General features: G+C 71.0%; 23 protein-coding genes. 5 read left to right on the forward strand and 18 right to left on the reverse strand.

Going from position 1 to position 24,462, the window contains the following annotated elements:
* Window position 1 precedes the first annotated feature (1 nt).
* The 15 genes from ACSQ4M_RS27965 to ACSQ4M_RS28035 all read right to left on the reverse strand — a co-directional run bounded on the left by ACSQ4M_RS27965 (window position 2) and on the right by ACSQ4M_RS28035 (window position 15,815).
* Window positions 2–3,184 carry a bifunctional diguanylate cyclase/phosphodiesterase gene (locus ACSQ4M_RS27965; RefSeq protein ID WP_436192648.1) on the reverse strand — a complete coding sequence of 1,061 codons (3,183 nt, stop codon included), beginning with the start codon at window positions 3,182–3,184 and terminating at the stop codon, window positions 2–4.
* Window positions 3,185–3,309: 125 nt separating this feature from the next.
* Window positions 3,310–4,305, reverse strand: a complete 996-nt coding sequence (locus ACSQ4M_RS27970) for a Bug family tripartite tricarboxylate transporter substrate binding protein (protein ID WP_436192649.1) — start codon at window positions 4,303–4,305, stop codon at window positions 3,310–3,312.
* Between the two features lie 31 nt (window positions 4,306–4,336).
* The gene (locus ACSQ4M_RS27975; RefSeq protein WP_436192650.1) at window positions 4,337–5,641 is read right to left on the reverse strand and encodes a Rieske 2Fe-2S domain-containing protein; all 1,305 of its coding nucleotides are present in this window, start codon (window positions 5,639–5,641) and stop codon (window positions 4,337–4,339) included.
* A gap of 19 nt (window positions 5,642–5,660) precedes the next feature.
* Complete coding sequence (locus ACSQ4M_RS27980) at window positions 5,661–6,656, reverse strand: protocatechuate 3,4-dioxygenase (protein ID WP_436192651.1); 996 nt, start codon at window positions 6,654–6,656, stop codon at window positions 5,661–5,663.
* 3 nt (window positions 6,657–6,659) lie between these two features.
* Entirely contained in the window at window positions 6,660–7,649 is a 990-nt protein-coding gene (locus ACSQ4M_RS27985) for an amidohydrolase family protein (protein ID WP_436192652.1), read from the reverse strand.
* Window positions 7,650–7,677: 28 nt separating this feature from the next.
* Window positions 7,678–8,670 carry a PDR/VanB family oxidoreductase gene (locus ACSQ4M_RS27990; RefSeq protein WP_436192653.1) on the reverse strand — a complete coding sequence of 331 codons (993 nt, stop codon included), beginning with the start codon at window positions 8,668–8,670 and terminating at the stop codon, window positions 7,678–7,680.
* A complete protein-coding gene (locus ACSQ4M_RS27995; RefSeq protein WP_436192654.1) occupies window positions 8,670–9,338 on the reverse strand; it encodes a 4-carboxy-4-hydroxy-2-oxoadipate aldolase/oxaloacetate decarboxylase in 669 nt (222 codons plus the stop codon). The genes ACSQ4M_RS27990 and ACSQ4M_RS27995 overlap by 1 nt, the downstream gene beginning before the upstream one ends.
* On the reverse strand, window positions 9,335–9,991 hold the full coding sequence (locus ACSQ4M_RS28000) for an RraA family protein (RefSeq protein ID WP_436192655.1): 657 nt from the start codon (window positions 9,989–9,991) through the stop codon (window positions 9,335–9,337). The genes ACSQ4M_RS27995 and ACSQ4M_RS28000 overlap by 4 nt, the downstream gene beginning before the upstream one ends.
* A gap of 23 nt (window positions 9,992–10,014) precedes the next feature.
* Entirely contained in the window at window positions 10,015–10,677 is a 663-nt protein-coding gene (locus tag ACSQ4M_RS28005) for an RraA family protein (protein WP_436192656.1), read from the reverse strand.
* A 1-nt stretch (window position 10,678) separates the two neighbouring features.
* Window positions 10,679–11,086 carry a RidA family protein gene (locus tag ACSQ4M_RS28010; protein WP_436192657.1) on the reverse strand — a complete coding sequence of 136 codons (408 nt, stop codon included), beginning with the start codon at window positions 11,084–11,086 and terminating at the stop codon, window positions 10,679–10,681.
* 16 nt (window positions 11,087–11,102) lie between these two features.
* The gene (locus ACSQ4M_RS28015) at window positions 11,103–11,801 is read right to left on the reverse strand and encodes an ABC transporter ATP-binding protein (protein WP_436192658.1); all 699 of its coding nucleotides are present in this window, start codon (window positions 11,799–11,801) and stop codon (window positions 11,103–11,105) included.
* A gap of 5 nt (window positions 11,802–11,806) precedes the next feature.
* Window positions 11,807–12,550: an ABC transporter ATP-binding protein gene (locus ACSQ4M_RS28020; protein WP_436192659.1), complete on the reverse strand. Its 744-nt coding sequence runs from the start codon at window positions 12,548–12,550 to the stop codon at window positions 11,807–11,809.
* Window positions 12,547–13,542, reverse strand: a complete 996-nt coding sequence (locus ACSQ4M_RS28025; RefSeq protein WP_436192660.1) for a branched-chain amino acid ABC transporter permease — start codon at window positions 13,540–13,542, stop codon at window positions 12,547–12,549. The genes ACSQ4M_RS28020 and ACSQ4M_RS28025 overlap by 4 nt, the downstream gene beginning before the upstream one ends.
* Before the next feature lie 186 nt (window positions 13,543–13,728).
* Window positions 13,729–14,595: a branched-chain amino acid ABC transporter permease gene (locus ACSQ4M_RS28030; RefSeq protein WP_436192661.1), complete on the reverse strand. Its 867-nt coding sequence runs from the start codon at window positions 14,593–14,595 to the stop codon at window positions 13,729–13,731.
* A gap of 50 nt (window positions 14,596–14,645) precedes the next feature.
* Window positions 14,646–15,815, reverse strand: a complete 1,170-nt coding sequence (locus tag ACSQ4M_RS28035; RefSeq protein ID WP_436192662.1) for an ABC transporter substrate-binding protein — start codon at window positions 15,813–15,815, stop codon at window positions 14,646–14,648.
* A 199-nt stretch (window positions 15,816–16,014) separates the two neighbouring features.
* On the opposite strand from ACSQ4M_RS28035, the gene ACSQ4M_RS28040 reads away from it, so the two are divergent.
* Complete coding sequence (locus ACSQ4M_RS28040) at window positions 16,015–16,734, forward strand: GntR family transcriptional regulator (protein ID WP_436192663.1); 720 nt, start codon at window positions 16,015–16,017, stop codon at window positions 16,732–16,734.
* Here the strand turns inward: ACSQ4M_RS28040 and ACSQ4M_RS28045 are convergent.
* Window positions 16,719–18,278 (reverse strand): acyl-CoA synthetase, encoded by a 1,560-nt coding sequence (locus ACSQ4M_RS28045; protein ID WP_436192664.1) that lies wholly within the window; start codon window positions 18,276–18,278, stop codon window positions 16,719–16,721. The genes ACSQ4M_RS28040 and ACSQ4M_RS28045 overlap by 16 nt on opposite strands.
* A 112-nt stretch (window positions 18,279–18,390) precedes the next feature.
* On the opposite strand from ACSQ4M_RS28045, the gene ACSQ4M_RS28050 reads away from it, so the two are divergent.
* Window positions 18,391–19,323 carry a succinylglutamate desuccinylase gene (locus ACSQ4M_RS28050; protein ID WP_436192665.1) on the forward strand — a complete coding sequence of 311 codons (933 nt, stop codon included), beginning with the start codon at window positions 18,391–18,393 and terminating at the stop codon, window positions 19,321–19,323.
* Window positions 19,324–19,328: 5 nt separating this feature from the next.
* Here the strand turns inward: ACSQ4M_RS28050 and ACSQ4M_RS28055 are convergent, their stop codons facing one another.
* Window positions 19,329–20,042, reverse strand: coding sequence for a YebC/PmpR family DNA-binding transcriptional regulator (locus ACSQ4M_RS28055; RefSeq protein WP_436192666.1), 714 nt, complete (start codon window positions 20,040–20,042; stop codon window positions 19,329–19,331).
* 150 nt (window positions 20,043–20,192) lie between these two features.
* On the opposite strand from ACSQ4M_RS28055, the gene ACSQ4M_RS28060 reads away from it, so the two are divergent.
* The 3 genes from ACSQ4M_RS28060 to ACSQ4M_RS28070 are packed head-to-tail and all read left to right on the forward strand — an operon-like array spanning window position 20,193 to window position 23,361.
* Window positions 20,193–20,852 (forward strand): response regulator, encoded by a 660-nt coding sequence (locus ACSQ4M_RS28060; protein WP_436192667.1) that lies wholly within the window; start codon window positions 20,193–20,195, stop codon window positions 20,850–20,852.
* Window positions 20,849–22,171 carry an ATP-binding protein gene (locus ACSQ4M_RS28065; protein WP_436192668.1) on the forward strand — a complete coding sequence of 441 codons (1,323 nt, stop codon included), beginning with the start codon at window positions 20,849–20,851 and terminating at the stop codon, window positions 22,169–22,171. Before ACSQ4M_RS28060 ends, ACSQ4M_RS28065 begins: the two co-directional genes overlap by 4 nt.
* Window positions 22,168–23,361, forward strand: a complete 1,194-nt coding sequence (locus ACSQ4M_RS28070) for a CaiB/BaiF CoA transferase family protein (RefSeq protein ID WP_436192669.1) — start codon at window positions 22,168–22,170, stop codon at window positions 23,359–23,361. The genes ACSQ4M_RS28065 and ACSQ4M_RS28070 overlap by 4 nt, the downstream gene beginning before the upstream one ends.
* Here ACSQ4M_RS28070 and ACSQ4M_RS28075 read toward each other — a convergent pair.
* Window positions 23,348–24,457, reverse strand: a complete 1,110-nt coding sequence (locus ACSQ4M_RS28075; RefSeq protein WP_436192670.1) for an ABC transporter substrate-binding protein — start codon at window positions 24,455–24,457, stop codon at window positions 23,348–23,350. The genes ACSQ4M_RS28070 and ACSQ4M_RS28075 overlap by 14 nt on opposite strands.
* Window positions 24,458–24,462: the final 5 nt, after the last annotated feature.

The raw sequence follows: 24,462 nt of genomic DNA on the forward strand, positions 1-24,462 counted from the left end.
GTCAGGGCGGCCCGGCCGCAGGCCGCGCGGCAAGGGACCACAGTGCCTCGGCCGGCAGCGGCGGGGCGAACAGGTAGCCCTGGTACATGCGGCAACCGGCCGCCAGCAGCACGGCGCGCTGCTCGGCCGTCTCCACGCCTTCGGCCACGACGGCCAGGCCCAGGCTCGCGCCCAGCGCGATCACCGTGCGGACGATGGCCGCATCGTTCGGGTCGGCCAGCAGGTCGCGCACGAAGGACTGATCGATCTTGAGCTGGTCCAGCGGCAGCCGCTTGAGGTAGGAAAGCGAGGAATAGCCGGTGCCGAAGTCGTCCAGCGAGAAGCGCACGCCCAGCGCCTTGAGTGCGCCCATCTTGTTCACGATGGCGTCCAGGTCGCGCGCGACCACGCTCTCGGTGAGCTCCAGCTTGAGCCGGGCCGGATCGGCATCGCTGCTGTGCAGCGCGTCCAGCACCTGGCCGACGAAATCCGGGTGGTGGAACTGCCGCGCGCTGACGTTGACAGCCATCACCGCCTGGCCCAGCGGCGTGCCGGGCCGCCAGCTGGCCAGTTCGCGGCAGGCCGTGCGCAGCACCCACTCGCCCAGCGCATAGATGCTGCCGCTGTCCTCGGCCAGCGCGATGAACACCGCCGGCGACACCGGCCCGCGCTCGGGATGGGTCCAGCGGCACAGCGCCTCGGCCCCCACCAGCGCGCCGCCGGCATCGATCTGCGGCTGGTACAGCAGGCTCAGCTCGTTGCGTGGCACGGCCTGGCGCAGCGCGGCCTCCAGCTGGGCGCGCTCGGCCACGCGGCTGCGCAGTCCTTCGTCGAACAGGCGGAAGGTGCTGCGTCCATCGTGCTTGGCCAGCTCCATGGCCGAATCGGCACGCGCCAGCAATTCCTCCAGTGTCAGTGCCTCGCGGCCGAACACCGCGATGCCCATGCTGGCCGAGCAGTACAGCTCGCGCCCGCCGACCTGGGATGGCACGGCCAGCATGCGCAGCACGCTGCGGCAGCGGTCCTGCGCCAGCCGCTGGGCCTCTTCCTCGTCCTGGCCCAGCGCGTCCAGCAGCACGATGAACTCGTCGGCGTGCAGGCGCGCCACCAGGTGCTCGGCGGACACGCAGGCGCGCAGGCGCTGCGCCACCTCGCGCAGCACGGCATCGCCGCTGCGGTGGCCCCAGTTGTCGTTGATGGCCTTGAAGCGGTCCAGGTCCAGCAGGATGGCGGCGCCCACCATGCCGCGGGCCTGGGCCGCCGCCAGCAGCTGCGTGGCCTCCTTCACGAACAGGCTGCGGTTCGGCAGGCCGGTCAGTTGGTCGTAGTAGGCCAGCCGGTGCAGCTGCTCCTGCGAGGTGCGGCGCGAGCTGATGTCCTGCAGCGTGAAGAAGCGCTCGGCCTCGTGCTCGCCCGCGCCGGGCGTGCTCAGCAGCAGCCAGCGCGGCGCGGCGTCGTCGGCCCCGGCCAGGCGGAACTCGTATTCCAGCGCCTGCGGTGCGGCCTCGCCCAGGCACAGCGCCTCGACACGCTGGCGCTGGCGCGCATCGACGCAGGCCAGGAAGCGGTCGAAGTCCAGCCGCTCGGTCGGCGGCAGGCCCAGCAGCCGCGTGCAGGCCAGTGACAGATGGCAGACGCGGGCCGCGCGCTCGACCCGGAAGTGGCCCAGGGCCGCAACGCGCTGCGCCTCCAGCAGCACGCGTTCGCTCTCCTGCAGCGCTTGCAGCGTGCGCATGCGCGAGGTGATGTCGCGCGAGAGCACGATGAAGCGCGCCTGTGCCGGATCGGCATGCTCGGTCTTGCAGGCCACAGAGAGCTCGAACCAGCGCGGCTCGCCCTTCATCTGCACTTCCAGGCGCAGGCCGGCGCTGCGCCCATGCGCGCGCGCCAGCGCCAGCGCCTGCAGCACGGTGGCGGCCGCGGCCGGCGGGAGCAACTCCTGCGCGGTGCGCCCGATGATCTGCTCGGGCGGCGCGATCAACCCGTCCAGGCGGCGCGCGCGCAAGGCCAGGTAGCGGCCCTCGCCGTCCATCTCGACCAGCAGGTCGGGAATGGCATTGAGCGTGCCGGCGATCTCGGCCGACAGTGCCCGCGCCTCCTCGCTCATCTGCAGCGCGAGCCGCTGCGCACGGTTGCGCGCGTGCAGCAGCAGGAACACGATGGCGCCCGCCGACAGGCTCAGCAGCAGACCGGTGAGCGCCAGCCCGTGGTACTCGCCGGCGCGGTGCTGCGCAACGAAGCCTGCCGTCGGCGTGAGCACGTAGGTCCAGTTGCGCCCGCCGAAGCTGGCCACCCGGCGCACCGCATACGCCGTGCCGGCGCTGCCGTCGAATGGGGCCGGCCGGCCGTCGAGCAGGCCGAAGAGGTGGCTGGCTTCGCTGGGCTCTTCGCCATCGAACACCTGCAGGTGCAGCCCGGGCATGAGTTCCGCGGCGACCGGCGCCAGCAGTTCGCGCAGCCGGAACGGCCCATCGGCCCAGCCCACCGGTGCCATGGCCCGCGGGTCCTGGTCCGGCGCTTGGGCCTGCGGCAGGTAGACCGGCAGGTACATCACGAAACCGGGCTCGGGCGGGCCGCCTGCGTCCTGTGCGAGCTGCAGCTTGCCCGTCAGCGCCAGCGCGCCGGAGGCCACGGACTGCTCGATCGCGGCACGGGCCGTGGGCACGGTCAGCACGTCCAGACCCAGCGCGCCGCGGTTGCCGGGCGTGGGCGGCTCCATGAACAGGATGGGCGCATAGGCTTCGCGCTGCCCGGGCGGGCGCAGCACCAGGCCGGATGCGTCGAAGGAGGCTGCCGCAGCGTTGCGCGGTGCCGCGGCACCGCTCAGGTGGGCGACGAAGCCCACGCCCTGCAGGCCCGGCGCGGTGCGCTGCAGCGCCAGCGAGGCCACGAAGGCCCGGAACTCGGCGGCATCGACCCCGTCCGAGCCCTCGAAGAAGCCCTTGACGCCGCGCAGCACGAGCTCGAACGCACGCAGCTGGGTCTGCACATTGGCCACGGCGCTGTCGGCCTCGTGGGACACCAGCGCGCGCAGTGCCAGTTCCGCATCGCTTTGGCGGTCCTGCAGGTACAGCCAGGGAACGAGCGCCAGCACCGCGCTGGTCAGCCCCGCCGCCAGCGCGGGACGCCACCACAGGGCAGTGCCGGCCACCGCGGCCTGCGGCGCGGTCCGGCGGTCGGGCACGGATGGGCTGGGTGTGGTCATGCTGCCTGCGCCCGAGCCCCTTTCCACGAAACGGGTGGGTCTGGCTACCGAGCAATCTGCATCATAAGTGATCGAATCGCATGAAACATACGTGCAAACCACGCGCAGTTTTTTGACGACAACAGTCAGTCCAGCGTGACACCGACGCGCCGGATCACCGCGGTCCAGGTCTGCAGGTCGCGGTCCACGATCTGCGCGAACTGCTCGGGTGTGGTGGTGGACGGATTCACGTACATCTCTTCGACGAAGCGACGTGCCAACGCCGGGTCGGCCTGCACGGCGTTGATGTCTTCGGAGAGCCTGCGCACGACGGCGTCCGGCGTGCGCGCCGGGGCGAACAGCCCCAACCAGTTGTAGCCGTCGAAGCCGGTCACGCCCGCCTCCTGCAGCGTCTGCACCTGGGGCATGTTGGGCAGGCGCACCGGGCCCGTCACGCCGATCACGCGCAGCTTGCCGGACTTGAAATGCGCGTCCGGGCTCAGCAGGTCGGCCACCGCCACATCGGCCTCCCCTGACAACAGCGCCTTGATGATGTCCGAACCGCCCTTGTAGGGCACGTGCAGCATGGGCGCGTCGTTGTCCACGCGCATCTTCTCGAGCAACAGGTGGGCCGTGGAACCCAGGCCCCAGGTCGCGAAGTTGATCTTGTTGGGCTGGGCGCGCGCCAGTGCGAGCAGTTGCGTGACGTTCTGCACCGGCAGGTCGGCCCGCACGAAGACCGGCAACTGCTGGCGGTTGAACTGGGTCACGGCGCGCAGGTCGCTGAAGGCGTAGGGTAGCTTTTTGCGCAGCGCGGGGTTCTGCACCACCAGCGTGATGTTGGCCAGCAGCGTGTAGCCGTCGGGCGCGGCCTTGGCCACATGGTCGCTGCCGATGATCGAGCTGGCGCCGGGCCGGTTGTCGACCACGACGGGCTGCTTCCAGCGCTTGCCCAGCTCGTCGCCGACCAGGCGCAGCACGGCGTCGTTGACCGTGCCGGGCGGGAACGGCAGCACGATGCGCACGGGCCGGTTGGGAAAGTCGCCGGCCTGGGCCTGCGCGCCGCTGCCGTGCAGCGCGGCCAGGCCGGCGCCGGCCGCCAGCAGCCGGCGCCGCGTGACATGGGGGAATGGGGTCTGCATGCTTGTCTCCTGTGTTGTGTGGTGTCGCGGCTCAGGCTGAGGCGGTCGCGCCACGCGAGCCGATCACGCCGTCGAACGCGCCGACCTCGATGCCCATGGCCTGCGAGAACGCGCGCTGCACGGCCTCGGGCTGGCCGGCCTGGAAGATGTAGGTCGTGTAGAACAGCTTCATGCGCGGGCTGGCCAGGATCTGCTCTGCGGTGTAGCCGTCCAGCGTCTGCGCGCGGTCCATCATGGGCAGCCGCACGCGCACGTTGCGCGCGGGGTCGCGGATCGTGCCCTTGGGCTCCGCGCCCGCGGCCGCGGCCTCCATCTCCTCGAAGAAGCGCCGACGGATCGCCACGATGCCGCGGTCGCTGGCGCCCAGATGCTCCTGCGTGCGGTCGGCGATCACGCCCTGCCCGACCCAGGCCAGGAAGTCCTGGTTCATCACGTGCGTGTCGATCCACTTGCCGTCGGCGTCGGTGAGTGGGCCGTACCAGGTCGGGATGCTGTCCTGCACATAGGGTTCGCGGCCGCGCGGCACGCGCGTGTACTTCCAGGTCACCGACAGCGTGTTCTCGTCGTCGATGGGCACGCGCCACTCGAAGTGCTCGCCCAGGAAGAAGCCGTTGGGCCACAGGCAGACGCGGCCGATGGTCCAGGCGTCGTCGTTCTCGTCGGTGTCTTCCTTGACGCGGCGGTAGACGAAGCCGTGCTCGAACTCGTCGAAATCGAGCTTCAGGTGCGTCGGTCCCAGCGCGGTGTCGCCCGTGCGCAGGCGCTTGCCCCAGTTCTCGTGCATCCACTCGAAGTGCACGGGGTCGATCGAGTTCTCCTGGCACTGGAACCAGTTGCACGGCACCTCGGAGATCACCACCTGGGCGAAACCGTTCGGCCAGGAGAAGGCCTCCCAGTCGGGCAGCAGCGGCGCGGGCTGCGGGCCCAGGTAGGCCCACAGCATGCCGCCCTTGGCTTCGACCGGATAGGCCTTGATGCGCACGCGCTCCTTGGCGTTGCGCTCGGGGAAGCAGGTGTCCTCGAAGGGCTGGCTCACGCACTGCCCGGTCTGGTTGAAGCACCAGCCGTGGTAGTTGCAGCGCAGGCCATGCTGCTCGACCATGCCGTAGGCCAGGTCGGCGCGGCGGTGCGCGCAGCGCCGGTCCACCAGGCCATAGACGCCGCTGAGGTCCTTGTAGAGCACCAGGTCCTCGCCGAGCAGGCGCACGGGCTTGGTGCTGCGCTGCTCGAACTCCGAGACGCCGGCGATCGGCATCCAGTAGCGGCGCAGCAGGTCGCCCATCGGGGTGCCCGGGCCGACCTGGGTCAGCAGGCGGTTCTTCTCTTCGCTCAACATCGTGGTCTCCTTTCCTCGTTCAAGCGCCCCAGACCGCGAAGGCCGCGCCCACGCCGGTGCCGGCGGGCGTGCGGTACAGGGGCTGGTAGTCGTGCCAGCGCAGCGGCAGGCCGCCGGCCGCACCGGCCGTGACGATCCAGTTCAGGATCTCGGACGATCCGGAGTTCAGCGCGCCGCGCGGGATGGCACCGAGCGCCTGCGCGTCGCCGCGCGCCATGGCATCGAGCACGCCGCGGTCCAGCACCTCGTCGACGACGAAGTGGCTGAGGCCACCGGACGCCACCACGGCCACGCGCAGGTCGGTCGTACTGCCTTCGATCACCTCGCGCAGGGCCCGGCCCAGCTTCCAGCAGCGCGCGGGGCTTGGCACGTTGGGGCCGTAGTAGGTGTTCAGCAGCACCGGCACCACCGGGATCACGCGGCCCTGGAACAAGCGCTTGACGATGAAGCCGTAGGCATGGCCGAAGCCTGCTGTCTTGGGATCGTCCACGCGCGCGCAGGCGGCCACGTCGAATTCCGCATCGATCAGCCCGCGGATCAGCTCCAGCGCGAACGCGCTGGCACCGGGCACCACATGCGTGTCGTCCATCAGGTAACCGCGCCCCATGGCCTTGACCCAGTCGGCCCCCTCCTCGTCGCCGAACTTGTCGCTCGTGACGATCTCCGCGCCGTGGAAGATCGCGATCGCCGGCTGGTTCGCCGGGCCGAACAGCTCGCGCTGGTCGTCGCCGACGATGACCACCACGTCCGGGCTGGCCTCGGCCAGCGCAGCGGCCAGCCGGTCCAGCGCGGCGTGGCATGCGCGCTCCTTGGCGGCCAGCATCTCGGGCGCGATCAGGTCCGCGCAGCGCGCGCCGAGTTCAGACAGCACCTGCTCGTAGCGCAGCAGCCGGCCGTCGCTCATGTTGAGCTGGGTGTTGGCGTAATCCACCGCGGCGCGGTGCTGCCATTGCTCGGCCGTGAGCGTCAGCAGCGGTGTGTGCGAGGCCCCGAGGCCCAGGACGATCTGCGCCATGCTTCAGGCGTCCTTGCGGAAGCGGCTGTACAGCTTGGTGCAGTTGCACTCGAAGACGTTGCGCCGGTCCTGCTCCGTCAGGAAGGGGATCGCCTCGATCACGGGCTTGAGGTCGTCGTAGGCGCGGCCGGTCCGGGGGTCGATCGCGCTACCGGTGCCCGGGTTCTCGGTGGCGAACAGCACGCGGTCGGCGCCGACCACCTTGAACAGCAGTTCCAGCGCGTCCTGGTCGTAGGTGGTGGTGTCGAAGTGCAGGCGCTTCAACTGGTCGTCGAAGAAGGCGCCGCCCTTGCGCACGCTCCAGGCCCTGAAACGCCCCATGTGGTAGGGGATCGCGCCGCCGCCGTGCGGCACGATGAGCTTGAGCGCAGGGAACTTCTCGAACACCGTCGACTGCATGAGCGAGACGATGGCGATGCTCTCCTCGTTGATGAACTTGAGCGTGTAGCTCTCGCGCGGCTGGCAGCTGCCCGCCGAGTGGACGAGCGCCGGGATGTCGAGCGCGCAGAGCTTCTCGTACAGCGGGTACCAGAACGGATCGCCCAGGCCGGGCGGCGGTGCGCCGTCGCCCTCGGTCGGGTCGGGGTTCAGCAGGCAGCCGATGAAGCCCTGTTCCTTGACGCGGAACTCCAGCTCGGCGAGGCAGCTCTCCGGGCTCTCGTCGCGGTACTGCGGCAGGCCGGCCACGCCGCGAAAGCGCGTGGGGAACATCTGCACCGTGCGGTGGACCAGGTCGTTCATGTGCTGGGTCCACAGCGCGGTGACCTTGGCCGGCTTGACCGAGTGCATCTGCATGTAGGGGCGCGGCGACAGGAACTGGATGTCCGTGCCGACCTTGTCCATGATGTCCACGATGCTCTGGCCGGCCGTGCGCACGGCCTCGTCGGTCAGCTTGGGCGCGGCCGCCGGGTTGGCCCGGCTGGCCACGAGTTCGGCCATGTACTTGTAGCTCTCGGGCGGTACGACCACGTGGGCGTGGGAGTCGATGATCATGCGGAGGGTCTCCTTGGGTGGATGGGGGTCAGAGGTCGAGCAACAGCGCGGGGCCGGTGCAGCGGGATACACAGACGAGCATGCGGTCCTGCGGCGGGTCCTTGCGGCCTGCGAGCACGGGGTCGCGGTGGTCCGGGGTGCCGGACAGCACGCGCGTCTCGCAGGTGCCGCACAGGCCTTCGCGGCAGGAGTGGTCCACATCGATGCCGCCGTCCAGCAGCACCTCGAGGATGGTCTTGTCGGCCGGGATGTCGAAGCGGCGGTTCCTGCGTTTCAGCTGCACGCTGAAGCTGCCGGCCGGCGCCTCGGCCGCGGCGGCCGGTGCGGGGGCGCTGAACCACTCGACGTGCACGCGCGCGTCCGGCAAGCCCTGCGTGGCACGGCCGAAGGCCTCCAGCATGGGCACGGGGCCGCAGCAGTAGAAGTGGGCGCCCTGCGGCGCCTCGCGCACGAGCGCCGCGAGATCCAGCCGGGCCGCGCCGGGCAGGCCGTCCACGACCGTCACCACGCGGCCCTGGCCGCCGGGCGGCGCGAGCGCCTGGAGTTCCTCGGCGAAGGCGGCGCGGCACGGCGAGCGCACGCAGTGGTAAAGCGTCCACGGCCGGCCCAGCCGCGCGAGCCGGCGCGCCATGGCCAGCATGGGCGTGATGCCGATGCCGCCGGCCACCAGCAAGCTTAGCGGCGCGGCCTCGTCGAGTGCGAAGTTGTTGCGCGGCATGCCGATGCGCAGCAAGGCACCGGCACGCACCCCGTCGTGCAGCGCCACCGACCCGCCGCGGCTGGCCACGTCGCGGCCCACGCCGATCACGTAGCGCTGCCGCTCCTCGGGGTCGTTGCAGAGCGAGTACTGGCGCAGCAGCGGCCCGGCGGCCGTGGGAATCGCCACGTCGATGTGGCTTCCGGCCGTGAAGGCCGGCAGCAGGCCGCCGCCTTCGGCGCACAACTCGAAGGACAGCACGTCCAGCGCCTCGGCGCGCACGGCCTGCACGCGCACCGACAGGGGGATGGGTTCGGCGGCCATCAGAAGTTGTAGACCTCGAGCGTGCGCTCGCCGGCCCGGATGCGTTGCACGATGCCGGCCTCCTTGGCCTCGCGCGCCTGCGCCGCCTGCACCACCTCGGCCGCACGCGCGCGCGGCAGCGCGACCACGCCGTCGGTGTCGCCGACGACGAGGTCGCCCGGTTGCACCACGAGGTCATCGAACAGCACGGGATGGTTGATCCAGCCCCGCGCGCCGAAGTCCTTGCCTGTGCCGCGGATGCTGAGGCCGCGCGCGAACACAGGGAAGCCGAAGTCGGCCAGCACCGCGCCGTCGCGCACGCAGCCGTCGATGACGAGCCCGCCGAGCTGGCGCGCCTGGGCCGCGGCCGACATGATCTCGCCCCAGTAGCCGAAGTCGTGCGCGCCGCTGACATGCACGACCAGCACGTCGCCGGGCTCGGCCACGTACAGCGCGCGGTGCAGCCAGAGGTTGTCGCCGCCGGGCGACTGCACGGTGACGGCCGGCCCGCAGACGCGGAAGGCGGGCGCCACCGGCTTGATGGAAGAAGGCAGCACGCCGATGCGGCCGCCGGCCTCGTGCAACGTGGCGGCCGGCAGCGCGCGCGCGGCGGCCACGGTGGCGGCGTCCACGCGTTCGATGCTGTCGCGGATGGTCGGGCCGGCTGGCGGAGGCAGTCCGTTGCTCACTTCGCCTCCCGCGTCTGCAGTTGGTGGTAGCCGTGCTGTACGCGCGCCTCGCGCAGGCCCCTCCCGGCGCGCACGGATGCGCGGATCGCGTCTTCGGCATGCTGGATCGCCTCTGCCGTCGCGAGCACCTGGTCTTCGTGGGCCTTCGGGATGACGACCACGCCATCGGCGTCGCCGCGCACCAGGTCGCCCGGACACACGCGCACGTCGCCGATGTTCACCGGCACGCCGGTGGCTTCGACCTGCACACGGTCCTTGCCCGTGCGCATCCAGTGGCCACGGCTGTAGATCGGGTAGCCGAGCTGCAGGCTCAGCGCCACGTCACGGTTGATGCCGTCGATCACCGTGCCGGCGATGCCCTTGGCGTGCGCCACCTCGGTCAGGATGTCGCCCCAAACGGTGGCGTTGTCGCGCCCGCCGTTGTCCAGCACGATGACGCTGCCGGGCGCCACGTCGTCGATGTAGTCGCCCACGGTGCCGGCCGGCACACCGGCTGGGCCGTACAGCAGCGTCCAGGCACGGCCGGTCATGCGCGAATCGGTGCTGCGCGGCTGGATGCGGTAGCACTGGCCGTTCAGTCCGTGCTTGTCCAGCGCATCGCTGAGGGTGGCGGTGTCCAGTCGCGCGGCGCGCGCGACATTCGGGTCTGTCATGGTGTTCCTCGGGTAGAGCGCGTTCAGCGCAGCATGTGTTCGTAGTCGGCGCCCATGACCTGGCTCACGGGCAGGCCGGCCATCAGCGCGCGGGCCATGGCGGCTTCGCGGCCGGCGATGGCTTCGGCGGCGTCCAGCACGCGGGCGATGTCCTGCGCGCGCACGAAGACCACGCCGCTCGCGTCGGCGATGGCGTAGTCGCCGGGGTGGACGGCAATCTCGCCTACCGTGACGGGCTCGTTGGTGAAGGCCTCGGCCACGCGCCCGCGGGCGGTGCGGGCCGTGAGGCTGCGGCAATAGACGGGGAAGTCGTAGCTGCGCGCCTCGTCGATGTCGCGCACCGGGCCGTCGGCGATCACACCCGCCACGCCGCGCACCTTGGCAGCGAGCGACAGGATGCCGCCCCAGGAGCCGGCGTCCAAGCCGGTGCGCTGCTCCACGACAACGATGTCGCCGGGCTGCGCGGCCTCGATGGCCGTGGTGCCGAGGTGGCGCGGCGGGCCGGACACGGTCGGCGCCTGGTCCTTGGGCACGAGCTTGTAGGTCACGACGCGCCCGGCGATGCGGCGCGTGCTGGCGCGCTGATCCAGTCCGCTGACACCGCCGACGAGGCCAAGCTTGTCCATGGCGTCGGAGACGGCGCAGCAGTCCAGGCGGGCGAGGCGTTTGACGAAGTCGTCTGCCATGTCAACGTTCCTGGACGACGGCCATGGCTTCGAGCTGCACGAGCATGGTGCCGGGCAGGTCGACAACCTGGGTATGGCGCGCAGGCCGGTCGTGCGGCTCGGGGAAACACTGGAGCCATTCGGCGTTGATGGCCTCGCGCTGGCTGTTGTCCTTCACGAACACGGTGATCCGCACCACGTCGTCCAGCGTGGCGCCGCCGTTGGCCAGCACGGTGCGCAGGTTCTGGAACAGGAAGCGGGCCTGGGACGGACCGTCGGCCGGCAGCTGGTCGGTGGCCGGGTCCTTGCCCAGCACGCCGGAGGTCATGAGGATGTTGCCGACGCGCGCCGCCATGGGGATGGGCGCGGCGCCGTGGGTCACGCCTTCGACCTCGATCGAGCGTGGGCGGCGGGGGGTGGGATGGGTCATGGGTTCTCCTTGAGGGTCAGTGGGCCAGGCCCAGGTGGCGTTCGATCAGCGCGGAGTCGGCCAGCAGCGCGGCGCTGGGGCCGGTGTGGACCACGGCGCCGTGGTCGATCACGATGCAGCGCTCGGAATGCGCGAGCGCGAGTTCGTACTTCTGCTCGACGAGCACGATGCCCATGCCGCCCGTGGCACGCATGCGGTCGATGGCGGCCAGCATCTCCTCGACCACGATGGGCGCCAGGCCTTCGACCGGCTCGTCCAGCAGCAGCACGCGCGGGTTGGTCATGAGCGCGCGGCCCAGCGCCAGCATCTGCTGCTCGCCGCCCGAGAGCTGGTCGCCGTGGTGCCGGTGGCGCTCGGCCAGGCGCGGAAAGAGTCCGTAGACGCGCGCCAGCGTCCATTCGCCGGGCCGCGCGACCACGCGCAGGTTGTCCTCGACCGTGAGCGATGGAAACACCTCGCGCTGCTGCGGCACCCAGGCGATGCCGGCGCGGTTGCGCCGGTGCGGCGCGAGGCCGTGCACGGGCGCGCCGTCCAGCAGGATTTCGCCGCCGTGGTGGTCGGTCAGGCCCATGATGGTTTCCACGAGCGTGGTCTTGCCCACGCCGTTGCGGCCGACGACGACCAGCGTTTCGCCGGCGCGCAGGCGCAGGTCCAGGCCGTGCAGTACGCGCGAGGGGCCGTAGCCGGCCTGCAGTTGGCACAGTTCGAGCAACACCGTGGCTACCCTCCGAGATAGGCTTTGCGCACGCCGGCATCGGCGCGGATCTGGTCGGGCGTGCCCTGGGCCAGCAGGCTGCCGCCGGCCAGCACGCTCACGCGCTGCGCGTAGCGGAAGACGATGTTCATGTCGTGCTCGATGAACAGCAGCGTCGTGCCTTCGGTCAGGCTGGCCAGGCGCTCGAACAGCGCATGGCCCTGCGTGGTCGACAGGCCGGCCGCCGGCTCGTCGAGCAGCAGCACGCGCGGCCGCAGCGCATAGGCCAGCAGCACCTCGAGCAGGCGCTGCTGGCCGTAGGCCAACTCCTGGGTGGGCAGCAGCGCGTCGTCGGCCAGGCCGAAGCGCTCCAGCAGCGCCGCAGCCTCGTCGATCTGCGCTGCGCAATGCCGCAGCGCGCGCAGCGAGGGCCGCGCCCGCCGGTCGCGCTGGCACAGCGCCAGCACCACGGACTCCAGCGGCGTCAGCGAGGGGAACAGCTGGTTGATCTGGAAGGTGCGCACGATGCCGGCGGCCACGCGCTCACCGGCGCTGGACCGCGTCACGTCGCGGCCGTCCAGCAGCACTTGTCCCTCGGTCGGCCGCAGCAGCCCGGTGAGCACGGCCACGAAGGTGCTCTTGCCCGCGCCGTTGGGGCCGATCACGGCATGGCGCTCGCCGCGCGCAAGCGCGAAGTCCAGCCTCGAGAACACGCGCAGCCCGCCGAAGGCCATGCCCAGGCCGCGCGTGGCCAGCACCACGTCGTTCATCGCACCACCTCCGGCGCTGGCAGCGCCCTGCCCTTGCCATGCCGCAGCCAGGCCGCGCGCAGGCTGGGCAGGATGCCCTTGCGGAAGAAGGCCACGATCAGCACGAGCACGAGGCCGATCCAGAAGTACCAGTAGACCGGGTTCAGCGCCGCGAGCAGGTCGCGCAGCACCAGGAACACCAGCGCGCCCGCAAAGCCGCCGTAGAGCATGGCCGCGCCGCCGATCACGAGCACGACCAGCAGGTCGGCCGAGCGCTGGAACGACAGCACCTCGGGCGCGACGAACTGCGTGGTCTGCGTGAGCAGCGCGCCAGCCACGCCGGCCAGCGCGGCCGAGATGCCGAATGCCCAGGTCAGGTCGCCGGCCACGGGCGCGCCCAGCATGGCCATGCGGCGCGCGTTGTCGCGTGCGCCCAGCAGGGCCAGGCCCCAGGCCGACTGCAGCAGCGCGCGCACCAGCAGGAACAGCACGAACACCACGGCCAGCACATAGACATAGCCGGTGCGGCCGAACATGTCGAAACGGAACAGGCCCAGCACCGGTGCGATGGCGATGCCCTGCAAGCCGTCGTCGCCGCCCGTGAGTTCGGTGGACCGGTGCACGAAGTCGTACAGCAGCAGGTTCAGCCCCAGCGTGACCATGAGCAGGCCCACGCCGTGCAGCCCGCGCACGATGCGGCCCGTGGCCAGGCCCACGAGGCCGGCCATGAGGGCGGCCAGCATCAGGCCCGAGATCGGTTCGGTCCAGCCGAACTTGCCGAGGTAGCCCGCGGTGTAGGCACCGATGCCGAAGAAGGCGGCATGGCCCAGCGAGGGAATGCCGCGGTAACCCAGCAGCAAGTCCAGCGACAGCGCGAACAGGCCCCAGATGAGCACCTGGGTCAGCAGCGCGAGGTTGGCGCCCGGCACGAAGAAGGCGACGGCCCAGCAGAGCCAGAAGGCGGTTTCCCAGCCGCTCCAGCGCGCGCGGGCGCGAAAGAAGTTCTGTGACATTTCAGTTCACCAAGGCGCTGCACGCCGGTAGCAGTCCGCGACACCGGGTGACAGGCAGTTGGTCGAAAGGCCGCGGAGCAGGCCATGCCAACAGACGCCGCGGAACGGGCTCCGCCCGGCCGCTGGCGGCGCCCCTGGAGGGGGATGGGATGGCTACACGCAGTGAGCCAGCCAAACGGGGTGGTCTCATATGCGCACCTTGCGGCCCAGCAGGCCCTCGGGCCGCCAGAGCATGACGGCCACCGTCACGAGGTAGATGACCGAGCCGCCCGCAGCCGGCAGGTAGTACTTGCTCGCCACGTCGGCCACGCCCAGGCCCAGCGCGGCCGCGAGCGAGCCCAGCACGGTGCCCATGCCGCCGACCGAGACCACGATCAGCATGTAGACGAGGTAGCGGAACGGGAAGTTCGGGTCCAGCCCGAGCAGGCTGGCCGACAGCGCGCCGCCCAGGCCCGCGAGGCCGCCGCCGATGGCGAAAGTCAGCGCGAAGACGCGCTGCGTGTCCAGCCCGCAGGCCGAAGCGGCGCGCCGGTTGTCCACGCAGGCACGCACCATGGCGCCAAAGCGCGTGCGCTCCAGGCCCAGGTAGATCGCCAGCGTCAGCAGCGCACCCACGGCCAGGAGGAACAGCCGGTAGCGCTCGAGTTCCAGGCCCAGCACTGCGGCGCGGCCGCCGAGCCAGGCCGGCACCTCGACCGGCTTGAAGGCCGGGCCCCAGACATAGGCCGCGGCCGAGACCGACATGAAGACCAGGCCGATGGTCAGCAGCACCTGCGTGAGGTCGTCGCTGCCGTAGAAGTGGCGCAGCACCAGCCGTTCCAGCACCGCCGAGAACAACGCGGTGGCCGCGAAGGCCAGCGGCAGCGTGGCCAGGAAGGGCCAGTGCAGCGCCTCCATCGCGCTGGCGGCCACGTAGCCGCCCAGCATGCACAGGCTCACATGCGCCAGGTTGACGAAGCGCATCATGCCCATGGTGACGGACAGGCCCACGGCCATGACGAACAGCAAGATGCCGTACGCCAGCCCGTTGAACAGGGTGGTGAGAAGAATCATCGGAGGCTGCCGCGCGCGGGCGCGGCGGGGGATTGGTGGCTGGAACCGGCTTACCTGGCCGGCACGTTGGGGACCACGTCGAACTCGACGTTCTGCAACACCCCGTTGACGCGCTCGACGCGACGGATGTAGGTGTTCTGCACGATGTCGCCGGTCGCCTTGTCGATCGAGACCGGGCCGCGCGGGCTCTCGAAGGCCATGCCGCGCGCGTGGGCCATGAACTTGTCGGGGTCGAACTTCGCGCCGCGCTGCGCTTCCAGCGCGCTGTACAGGATGTGCATGGCGTCCCACATCACCGGGTGGTAGAGCGAGAGCCGCGGCGTCTTGCCCACGGCCTTGTCGTAGGCGGCGGCAAACTGGCGGTTCAACGCCGAATCGTGCAGCGGCGAGTAGTTGCCGGCCGTGATGGCGCCCAGCGCAGCGTCGCCGGCGGCGTCGAGCGTGGTCTCGTCGGTCACGTCCGAGGTGCCCAGCAGCTTCATCCTGCCGTCCTTGAGGCCGGCGTCGGCATAGGCCTTGAGGAACTGCAGCGAGAGCTCGCCGATGGGCATGAAGACGAAGACCGCATCGGCGTTGGCGTCCTTCAGGCGCTGCATGTAGCCCGAGAACTCGGGGTTGCGCACCGGCACCTTGATGGTGGCGGCGATGCTGCCGCCGGCGTCCGTGAAGGTCTTGGAGAACGTTGCCTCGGCATCCTGGCCGGGGCCGTAGTCGGCGACCATGACGGCCACCTTCTTGATGCCGTTCTTCGCGGCCCACTGCGCCATGGGCCGCACCACCTGCGGCACGGAGAAGAAGGTGCGCAGGTAGTACGGCGACTTCTCGCCGACGATGCCCTGCGTGGCCGCGCCCGTGATGAGGGCCGGCACCCTGGCCTCGGTCACCAGCGGCGCCACGGCCAGCACGTTGGGCGTGAAGTCCGGGCCGATCAGGATCTGCACCTTCTCGCGCACGATGAGTTCCTGCGCCAGCCGGCGCGCGACCTCGGGGTTGGGGCCGGTGCTGTCGCGCCGCACGAACTCCAGCTTGCGCCCGCCGGCCTCGCTGCCGTGCCGGGCCTGGTAGAGCTTGATGATGTTGTCGGTGGACTGGCCGGCCAGGGCGCTGACGCCCGAATAGCTCATCAGCACGCCGATCCTGAGCGTCTCCTGCGCCTGGGCCGCGGCGGCCAGCGCCCCGGCCAGCAGCAGGCCCGCCACGCGGGTCCATGGTCTACGCATCCTTGTCTCCTTCCGCCTCTGCGAGGTCTGTCGTGGGATGGACTCGAACGCCAGCGGCCACCCGCAATCGCATTCAATTGCGTTAGATCATATTGAATTCAATTTTGAATGGGATTGGGGTTCCCCCTAGTGTCCAGGGGCGCTAGCATCGGCCCTGACCACCCGGCCATCCGGCACCGGGACGCCTTGCCACCCCGCCATGAACGACACCGCGACGACCCCGAAGACCACCCCCGAGAAGGCCCGCGGAGCCATGGCGCGCACGCTGCAGCAGCTCAAGGCCATGATCGTCAACGGCGAACTGAGCCCGGGCGAGCAGATCCGCCAGGAGGAAATGGCCGAGCAGCTGGAGGTGAGCCGCGTACCGCTGCGCGAGGCCATGAACGTGCTGGCCGACCAGGGCCTGCTGGTGCACCGGCGCAATCAGGGCTACTTCGTGACCAAGCGCGCGCCGGGCGAGCACGCGCAGATCCGCCGCATGCTGCATCTGCTGGAGAACGAGCTCATGAGCACGATCCGCTGGCCCGACGAGGACCAGCTGGCCATGCTGCGCCAGCTCAACGAGGGCATGCGCAGGAGCGCTGCAGCCGGCGACGTGCGCAGCCTGATCGAGCTGAACCGGCAGTTCCACTTCCGCATGTTCAGCCTGTCGCCGAACAACCTGATCCTGGAAGAGGTGCGGCGGCTGTGGGCCATGGCCGAGCCGCTGATGTGGAACAAGTACGAGCGCGCCGACGACCGCGCGCGCACGCTGGACGAGCACGCCCGGCTGCTCGACGCGCTGGCCGCGCGCGACCGCGCACGCGCCGTCGCCGAGATGGAGAAGCACCGCTACAGCGCCGAGGCCGGCGTGCCGATCGAGCTGCCCGGTGCCGGGCCGGACCTGCCGGCCCGCGCGCGGGTTCAGCCAGCCTCGTAGAGCCGGCGCAGTTCGCGCTTGAGCAGCTTGCCGCTGGGGTTCTTGGGCAGCGCGTCGACGAAGTGCACGCGCTTGGGCACCTTGAAGTGCGCCAGCCGCGCGGAGGCCGCCGCGATCAGGCCCGCTTCGTCCAGTTCGCTGCCCGGGCGGCGCACGACCACGGCCGTCACGGCCTCGATCCACTTCGGGTCGGACAGGCCGATCACGGCAACCTCGGACACGCCCTCGATGGTGTAGAGCACCTCCTCCACCTCGCGGCTGGCCACGTTCTCGCCGCCGGTCTTGATCATGTCCTTCTTGCGGTCCACCACGGTGAGGTAGCCCTCTTCGTCGAGCACGCCGAGGTCGCCGCTGTGGAACCAGCCGCCCTCGAAGGCGGCGGCCGTGCGCTCGGGGTCGCGGTAGTAGCCGCTGAGCAGCTGCGGCGAGCGGTGCACGATCTCGCCGACCTGGCCGACCGCCACGTCCTGCATGGCGTCGTCGACCACGCGCGTCTCCACGTTCAGCGTGGCGCGGCCGGCCGAGCCGGCCTTGCGCAGCTGGTCCTCGGGCGACAGCACCGTGGCCACAGGCGCGATCTCGGTCTGGCCGTACAGGTTCCACAGCCGCGTGCCGGGCAGGCGGCGCAGGATCTCCTTGAGCACCTCCACCGGCATGATGGACGCGCCGTAGTAGCCCTTGGCCAGCGCCGACAGGTCGGTGGCATCGAACTGCGGCGCGCGCAGCAGGCCGATCCAGACCGTGGGCGGCGCGAAGAACGAGGTGATGCGCTCGCGCGCCATCAGCGCGAGCAGGTTGTCGGGCGTGGGCTTGCCCGTGATCACGTTGGTCGCGCCCACGTAGATGCAGGGGCCCAGGAACACGTCGAGCTGGGCGCAGTGGTACAGCGGCAGCGCATGCAGCACGCGGTCGCCCTGGGCGATCTCGGCGTCCACGAGGCAGCTCACGTACTCGGCGATCACGGCCGCGTGCGTGAGCATCGCGCCCTTGGGCCGCGACTCGGTGCCGCTGGTGTAGATGATCTGGGCCAGCGCATCGGGCTCCAGCGCCGGCTCCACCAGGGCCGCGGCGTCGGCCAGCAGCGCATCGAACGGCAGCAGGCCCGGCACGGCGTCGGACGCGTCCTCGGCCGGCAGCCAGACCCGGTGGCGCACGGCCGTGCCCTCGGCGGCCTGCAGCGCGACCGCGGCCGAGGCCGTGTCCACGCACAGCACGCTGGCGCCGGCATGGTCCAGGATGTAGCGCACCTCCTCGGCGTTCAGCATGAAGTTGACGGGCACCAGCACCGCGCCCAGCCGCGCCACCGCGTAGCGCAGCGCGGCGAAGGCGTGCGAGTTGCGCGAGACCACCGCGATGCGGTCGCCCGTGGCCACGCCCAGGCCGGCCAGACCGGCGGCCAGGTGGCTGCAAACGTCGTCGAACTGCGCATAAGTCCACGCCACCGCGCCGCAGCGGATGGCGGTGCGCTCGGGGTAGCGCCGGCGCGTGCGCCGCAACAGGTCGGCGATCGTGTGGCGGCGTGGGGAAATGGCGGGCATCGGCATGGGTCTCCTCGGAATGTGGGCGCCTGGGGCACCCGGTTTGAAAATCGGATGCTATTTTGAATTCAATTTCGCACGGCGGGCGCGCTCGACGGGTCCCCCGTAAGATCATCCGATGAGCACTACCCCTCTCGAGGTCCTGCCGCGCGACCTCTCAGCCTACCGCCAGGGCAACACCGGCGTCGACTACGTGCACCGCTTCGACTCGGGCAAGCCCGGCCCGCACGTGCTCATCAACGCGCTCACGCACGGCAACGAGATCTGCGGCATGGTGGCCGCCACGCACTTGCTGGACACCGGCGTGCGGCCGAAGATCGGCACGCTGACGGTGAGCTTCGCCAACGTGGCGGCCTATGAGAGCTTCGACATCGAGCGCCCTTTCGACAGCCGCCAGCTCGTGCACAACATGAACCGCATCTGGTCCAGCGACTGGCTGGACGGCGCCGAAGACAGCCCCGAGCTGCAGCGGGCCCGCGCGCTGCGCGGCGTGGTCGAGGCGGCCGACCACATCCTGGACATCCACTCCACGAGCCAGGCCGTGCCGCCGTTCTGGGTCTATCCGTCCTTCTCGCGCAATGCCGCCGTGGCGCTGGCCATCGGCTGTCCGGCCCTGCACCTGGTCATGCCGCGCGGCCTGGGCTCGGGCACGCCGCTGATCCAGTACGGCCCGCACGGCAGCGAAGGCCCGGGACCCGGCGTTGCGCTGGTGGCCGAATGCGGCCAGCACTTCCAGCAGGCCTCGTCCGACCTGGCAACCGCCGTGACGCTGGACTTCCTCGCGCATTTCGGCCTGGTCGATGCACCGGCCACGGCGCCGGCGCAGCCGCAGCTGCGCTTCGAGCTGCTGGAGACGCACCTGGTGCGCACCACCGACTTCCATTTCACGCGGCCACTGATCGGGCTGGAGAGCTTCGCGCAAGGCGAACTCATCGCCACCGACGGGCCGCACGCCATCGTCGCGCCCTGCAACGACTGCACGGTCTTCATGCCCACGCGCGAGCCCATCGTGGGGCGCGAGGCGGTCTACCTGACCAAGCCGCTGGACTGACGCGGCTAGCCAGCCAGGCCGACGAACAGGTTCTGCACGTCGTCGTTGGCGTCGATGGCGGCCAGGAAGGCCTCGACCTCTTCGAGCTCCGCGGCCGACAGGCTGGCCGGATCGATCGGGTTCTTGGCCTTGTAGCCGAGCTTGGCCGACAGCACCGTGAAGCCCTGGGCCGGCAGTGCGCGGCTGACCAGGTCCAGGTCGCCCGGGTCGGTCAGGAACAGCGTACTGCCCTCCTCGTGGCCCGGCTCGAAGTCCTGTGCACCAGCCTCGATGGCGGCCAGCTCGGGGTCGGCGCCGGGGGTGGCCGGTTCGGCCTCGACCATGCCCACATGGTCGAAGTCCCAGGACACCGAGCCCGAGGTGCCGAGCTGGCCCTTGCGGAACAGCACGCGCATCTCGGGCGCGGTGCGGTTCACGTTGTCGGTCAGGCACTCGACCATCACAGGCACGCGGTGCGGCGCGAAACCTTCATAGATCACATGGTCGAAGTGCACGGCCTCGCCGGTCAGGCCCGCGCCCTTCTTGATCGCACGGTCCAGCGTGTCCTTGGGCATGGAGGCCTTGCGCGCCTGCTCCACCACCAGCCGCAGCTTGGAATTGCCGGCCGGGTCGGCGCCGGCGCGTGCGGCCAGCATGATGTCCTTGGCGAGCTTGCTGAACAGCTTGCCCTTGGCGTTGGCGACGAGCTCCTTGCCCTTCGATTTCCACTGTGCGCCCATGTCGCATCTCCTTCAGGTTGGCGCATGCCGGCCTGACGCGGCATGCGAAAGCCCGCTATTAGGCCATGACCGGGGCCTCGTCCGGCTTTCAGCCCCGTTTCAGTTTCGCGCGGGCGGCCTCGGGATAATCCCTTGCAACGAGGACACCCCATGCGACTGCTTCTGGTCGAAGACGACACCATGATCGGCGAGACCGTGCTCGACCTGCTGCGGGCCGAGCACTTCGCCGTGGACTGGGTGCGCGACGGCGAGATGGCCGACACCGCGCTCAAGGCCGAGCGCTACGACCTCGTGCTGCTGGACCTGGGCCTGCCCCGGCGCGACGGCCTGGAGGTGCTGCGCGCGCTGCGTGCGCGCCAGGACACGGTGCCGGTGCTGATCGTGACCGCGCGCGACGCCGTGGCCGAGCGCGTGGCCGGCCTGAACGCCGGTGCCGACGACTACGTGCTCAAGCCCTACGATCTGGACGAACTGCTGGCCCGCATCCACGCGCTGATCCGCCGCGCCCACGGCCGCGCCGACCCCGTGGTGCGCTACCAGGACGTGGCGCTCAACCTGGTCACGCGCGAGGCCAGCAAGGCCGGCGAGCCCATCGTGCTGTCGGCGCGCGAATGGGCCGTGCTGGAGACGCTGATGGCCCGGCCCGGCGTGGTGTTCTCGCGCGCGCAACTCGAGGAAAAGCTCTACGGCTGGAAGGACGACATCAGCTCCAACGCGGTGGAGGTCTACGTCCACGGCCTGCGCAAGAAACTCGGGGCCGGCCTGATCCAGAACGTGCGCGGGCTGGGCTACCTGATGCCCAAGGAATGAACACCGCACGCCATTCGCTCCAACGCCGGCTGCTGGCCACCGTGATGACCGTCATCGTGCTGGCCGCCGCCGTGCTGGCCGGCACGGCCTGGCGCAGCGCGCTGCGCCAGGCCGACGAGATGTTCGACTACCACCTGCAGCAGATGGCCCACGCGCTGCGCGGCGGCCTGCCGCTGGCGCCGCCCGCGCAGGACGTGGACGGCAGTGACGAATACCTGGTGCAGATCTGGGGCCCGGACGGCGTGCAGCTGTTCCGCTCCGTGCCCACGCCCTTGCCGCCGCGTGCGGTGCTGGGTTTCTCCGACGCGCGGCTCGATGGCGTGCACTACCGCGTCTACAGCGTGCAGAGCCCCTACCAGACCGTCCAGATCGCCCAGAACCTGGACGCGCGCCAGGCCCGCGCGCGCGCGCTGGCCCTGCGCGCCACGCTGCCGATGGCGCTGATGGCGCCGCCGCTGATGCTGCTGGCCTGGTGGGGCATCCGCCGTTCGCTGGCGCCGCTGGCGCGCACGCGCGCCGAGGTCGCGGTGCGCGCGGCCGACGACCTCTCGCCGCTGCAGGGCACCGGCCTGCCCGACGAGGTGCTGCCGCTGGTGGACGAGATCAACGCGCTGTTCGGCCGGCTCGACCAGGCCTTCGCGGCGCAGCGGGCCTTCGTGGCCAATGCCGCGCACGAGCTGCGCTCGCCGCTGGCCGCGCTCAAGCTGCAGGCCCAGGCCGTGGAGCGCGCCGCCGACGACAGTGCCCGCGCCACCGCGCTGGCACGGCTGCAGCTGGGCATCGACCGCGCGATCCGGCTCATGCAGCAGCTGCTGCTGCTGGCGCGCCAGGAGGCCGCCGTGCAGGACGGCGCCCTGTTGCCGCCGCTGGCCCTGGCGCCGCTGGCGCGCCAGGCTGTGACGGACGCCCTGCCGCAGGCCCAGGCGCGCGGCATCGACCTGGGCCTGGAGACCGAGGGCGACGAGGCCACGCAGCCCACCGTGCGCGGCGACGCCGACGCGCTGGCCATCCTGCTGCGCAATCTGCTGGACAACGCCATCAAGTACACCCCCGAGGGCGGCCGCATCGACCTGGTGCTGGGCCCGCACGGCGTGGCCGTGCACGACAGCGGCCCCGGCATCGCGCCGGCCGAGCGCGCCCGCGTGTTCGAGCGCTTCTACCGCAGCCCCGATGCGGCGGCCGGCGGCAGCGGGCTGGGCCTGACCATCGCCCAGGCCATCGCCGAGCGCCACGGTGCGACACTGCGGCTGGACTCCTCCCCGCGCCTGGGCGGCCTGGCCGCCACGCTGCGCTTCGCGCCCGACCCCACCCCTGCATGACCGATACCGCTGCCGCGCCCCTGCCCTACGCCAACATCCGCATCGTCGAGTTCACCCACATGGTCATGGGGCCGACCTGCGGCATGCTGCTGGGCGACCTGGGCGCCGAGGTCATCAAGGTCGAGCCGCTGGAGGGCGACAACACGCGCCGGCTGCTTGGCGCGGGCGCCGGCTTCTTCCCTGCCTTCAACCGCAACAAGAAGAGCATCGCGCTGGACTTGAAGCAGCCCGAAGGCCGCGAGGCTGCGCTGCGCCTGGTGGCCACGGCCGACATCGTGAGCGAGAACTTCAAGCCCGGCACCATGGCCAAGCTCGGACTGGACTACGCCAGCGTGAAGAAGCTCAACCCGGGCGTGGTCTACGTGAGCCACAAGGGCTTCCTGCCCGGCCCCTATGCGCAGCGCACGGCGCTGGACGAGGTGGTTCAGATGATGGGCGGCCTGGCCTACATGACCGGCCGCAGCGGCGACCCGCTGCGCGCGGGCAGCAGCGTCAACGACATCATGGGCGGCATGTTCGGCGCCATCGGCGCCATGGCCGCGCTGCGCCAGCGCGAGCAGACCGGCCAGGGCTGCGAGGTGCAGTCCGCGCTGTTCGAGAACAACGTGTTCCTGGTCATGCAGCACATGATGCAGTTCGCCGCCACCGGCCGCGCGGCCGACCCCATGCCCAGCCGCATCTCGGCCTGGGCCGTGTACGACGTGTTCACGGTCAAGGACGGCGCGCAGATCTTCCTGGCCGTCGTCAGCGACAAGCAGTGGACGGTGTTCTGCCAGGCCTTCGGCCTGTCCGAGCTGCTGGCCGATCCGCGCCTGGCCAGCAACAACGACCGCGTGCTGGCGCGCGACTGGCTGATGCCCATCCTGCGCACGCATCTGGCCGGCCACAGCGCGGCCGAACTGGCGGCAGTGTTCGAGGCCCACGAACTGCCGTTCGCGCCGATCACCAAGCCGCAGGAGCTGTTCGACGATCCGCACCTGAACGCCAGCGGTGGTTTCGGCGAATTGCGCATGAACGACGGCCAGATGGCCAAGGTGCCGCTGCTGCCGCTCACGCTGGACGGGCAGCGGCCCGGCATCCGGCTGCAGCCGCCGGCCATCGGCGAGCATGGCGAGGCGCTGCTGCGCGAACTGGGCTACGGCGAAGCCGAGATCGCGGACCTGCGCGCGCGCCGCATCACGGCGGGCTGACGAACGCGCCCTGGCGCACCACGACGAAGTGCAGCGGCCGCCTGCTGTCGCCGAAGCGGTCGATGGCGATGGTGTGCTGCAGGCCCTGGTAGGGGCCGTGGCGCAGCACGGCGTCCTTGAGCGATTCGCCCTTCTCGGCGCGTGCCATGGCCTCGGCCAGCACGGTCACGGCGTCGTAGGCGCCGAGCGCACCGAAACCGGGCGCGCGGCCGTAGCGCGCCTGGTGCTCGCGGTAGAACGCCTGGTAGCGCGCCGAACGGTCGGACGGATCGTAGGGCAGGGCCGTCAGCAGGCCCTCGACCGCCTGGCCGCCCAGCTCGATCAGCGACTCGGTGGCGGCCCACTCGGTCGCGGCCATCGGCAGGCTGGAGCCCTGCAGGCGCACCTGCTGCGCCAGCCGCGCGGCGTCCGCGCCGCGGCCGATGAACAGCAGCGCATCGGCGGGGCGCCGCAGCAGGCTGCCGACCACGGCGGTGTACGAAAGCTCCGGGCCGGACACGAAGCCGGTCTCGGCCACCACCTGGCCGCCGCGGGCTTGCAGGCTGGTCCGCAAGGCACCCAGCCAGGGGCCGGAGTAGGCCAGGTTGGTCTCGTCGAAGGCCACGGCCACGCGCCGCTGGCCACGGCCGACCAGCACCTCGGCATAGGCGGCGGCCGAATCGGACAGCGCGCTGTTGAGCCGCACGAAGTGGTCGTCGCGCCCACCGAGTTCGGGCGCGTTGGCTGTGGGGCTCACCAGCAGCGTGCCGGCCGCGTCGGCCTGCGCCAGCACGGCCAGCACCTGGGTGCTCGTGAACGGGCCGATCATGGCCTCGGCCTGGACCGCGCGCAGCACCTCGGCCATGGCCTGCGACTGCGCCTTCTCGTACGGGATCTCGCGCACCACGAGCTCCAGCATGCGTCCGCGCACGCCGCCGGCGCGGTTGATGGCCTCGACAGCCAGCTGCGCGCCATTGCGCCCGTCCTCGCTGACGTTGAAGCCCTGGGCCGCCACGCCGCCGAGAAAGCCGATGCGGATCGGCGGCTGGGGACCGCAGCCCGCCAGGGCCGCACAGGCCAGCGCCAGGGCAGCGCTCGCCCGGCGCAATGGGTTCATGCCGG

It is taken from the genome of Pseudorhodoferax sp. LjRoot39 (genome assembly GCF_964253035.1).
Taxonomy (GTDB): Bacteria; Pseudomonadota; Gammaproteobacteria; order Burkholderiales; family Burkholderiaceae_C; genus Pseudorhodoferax.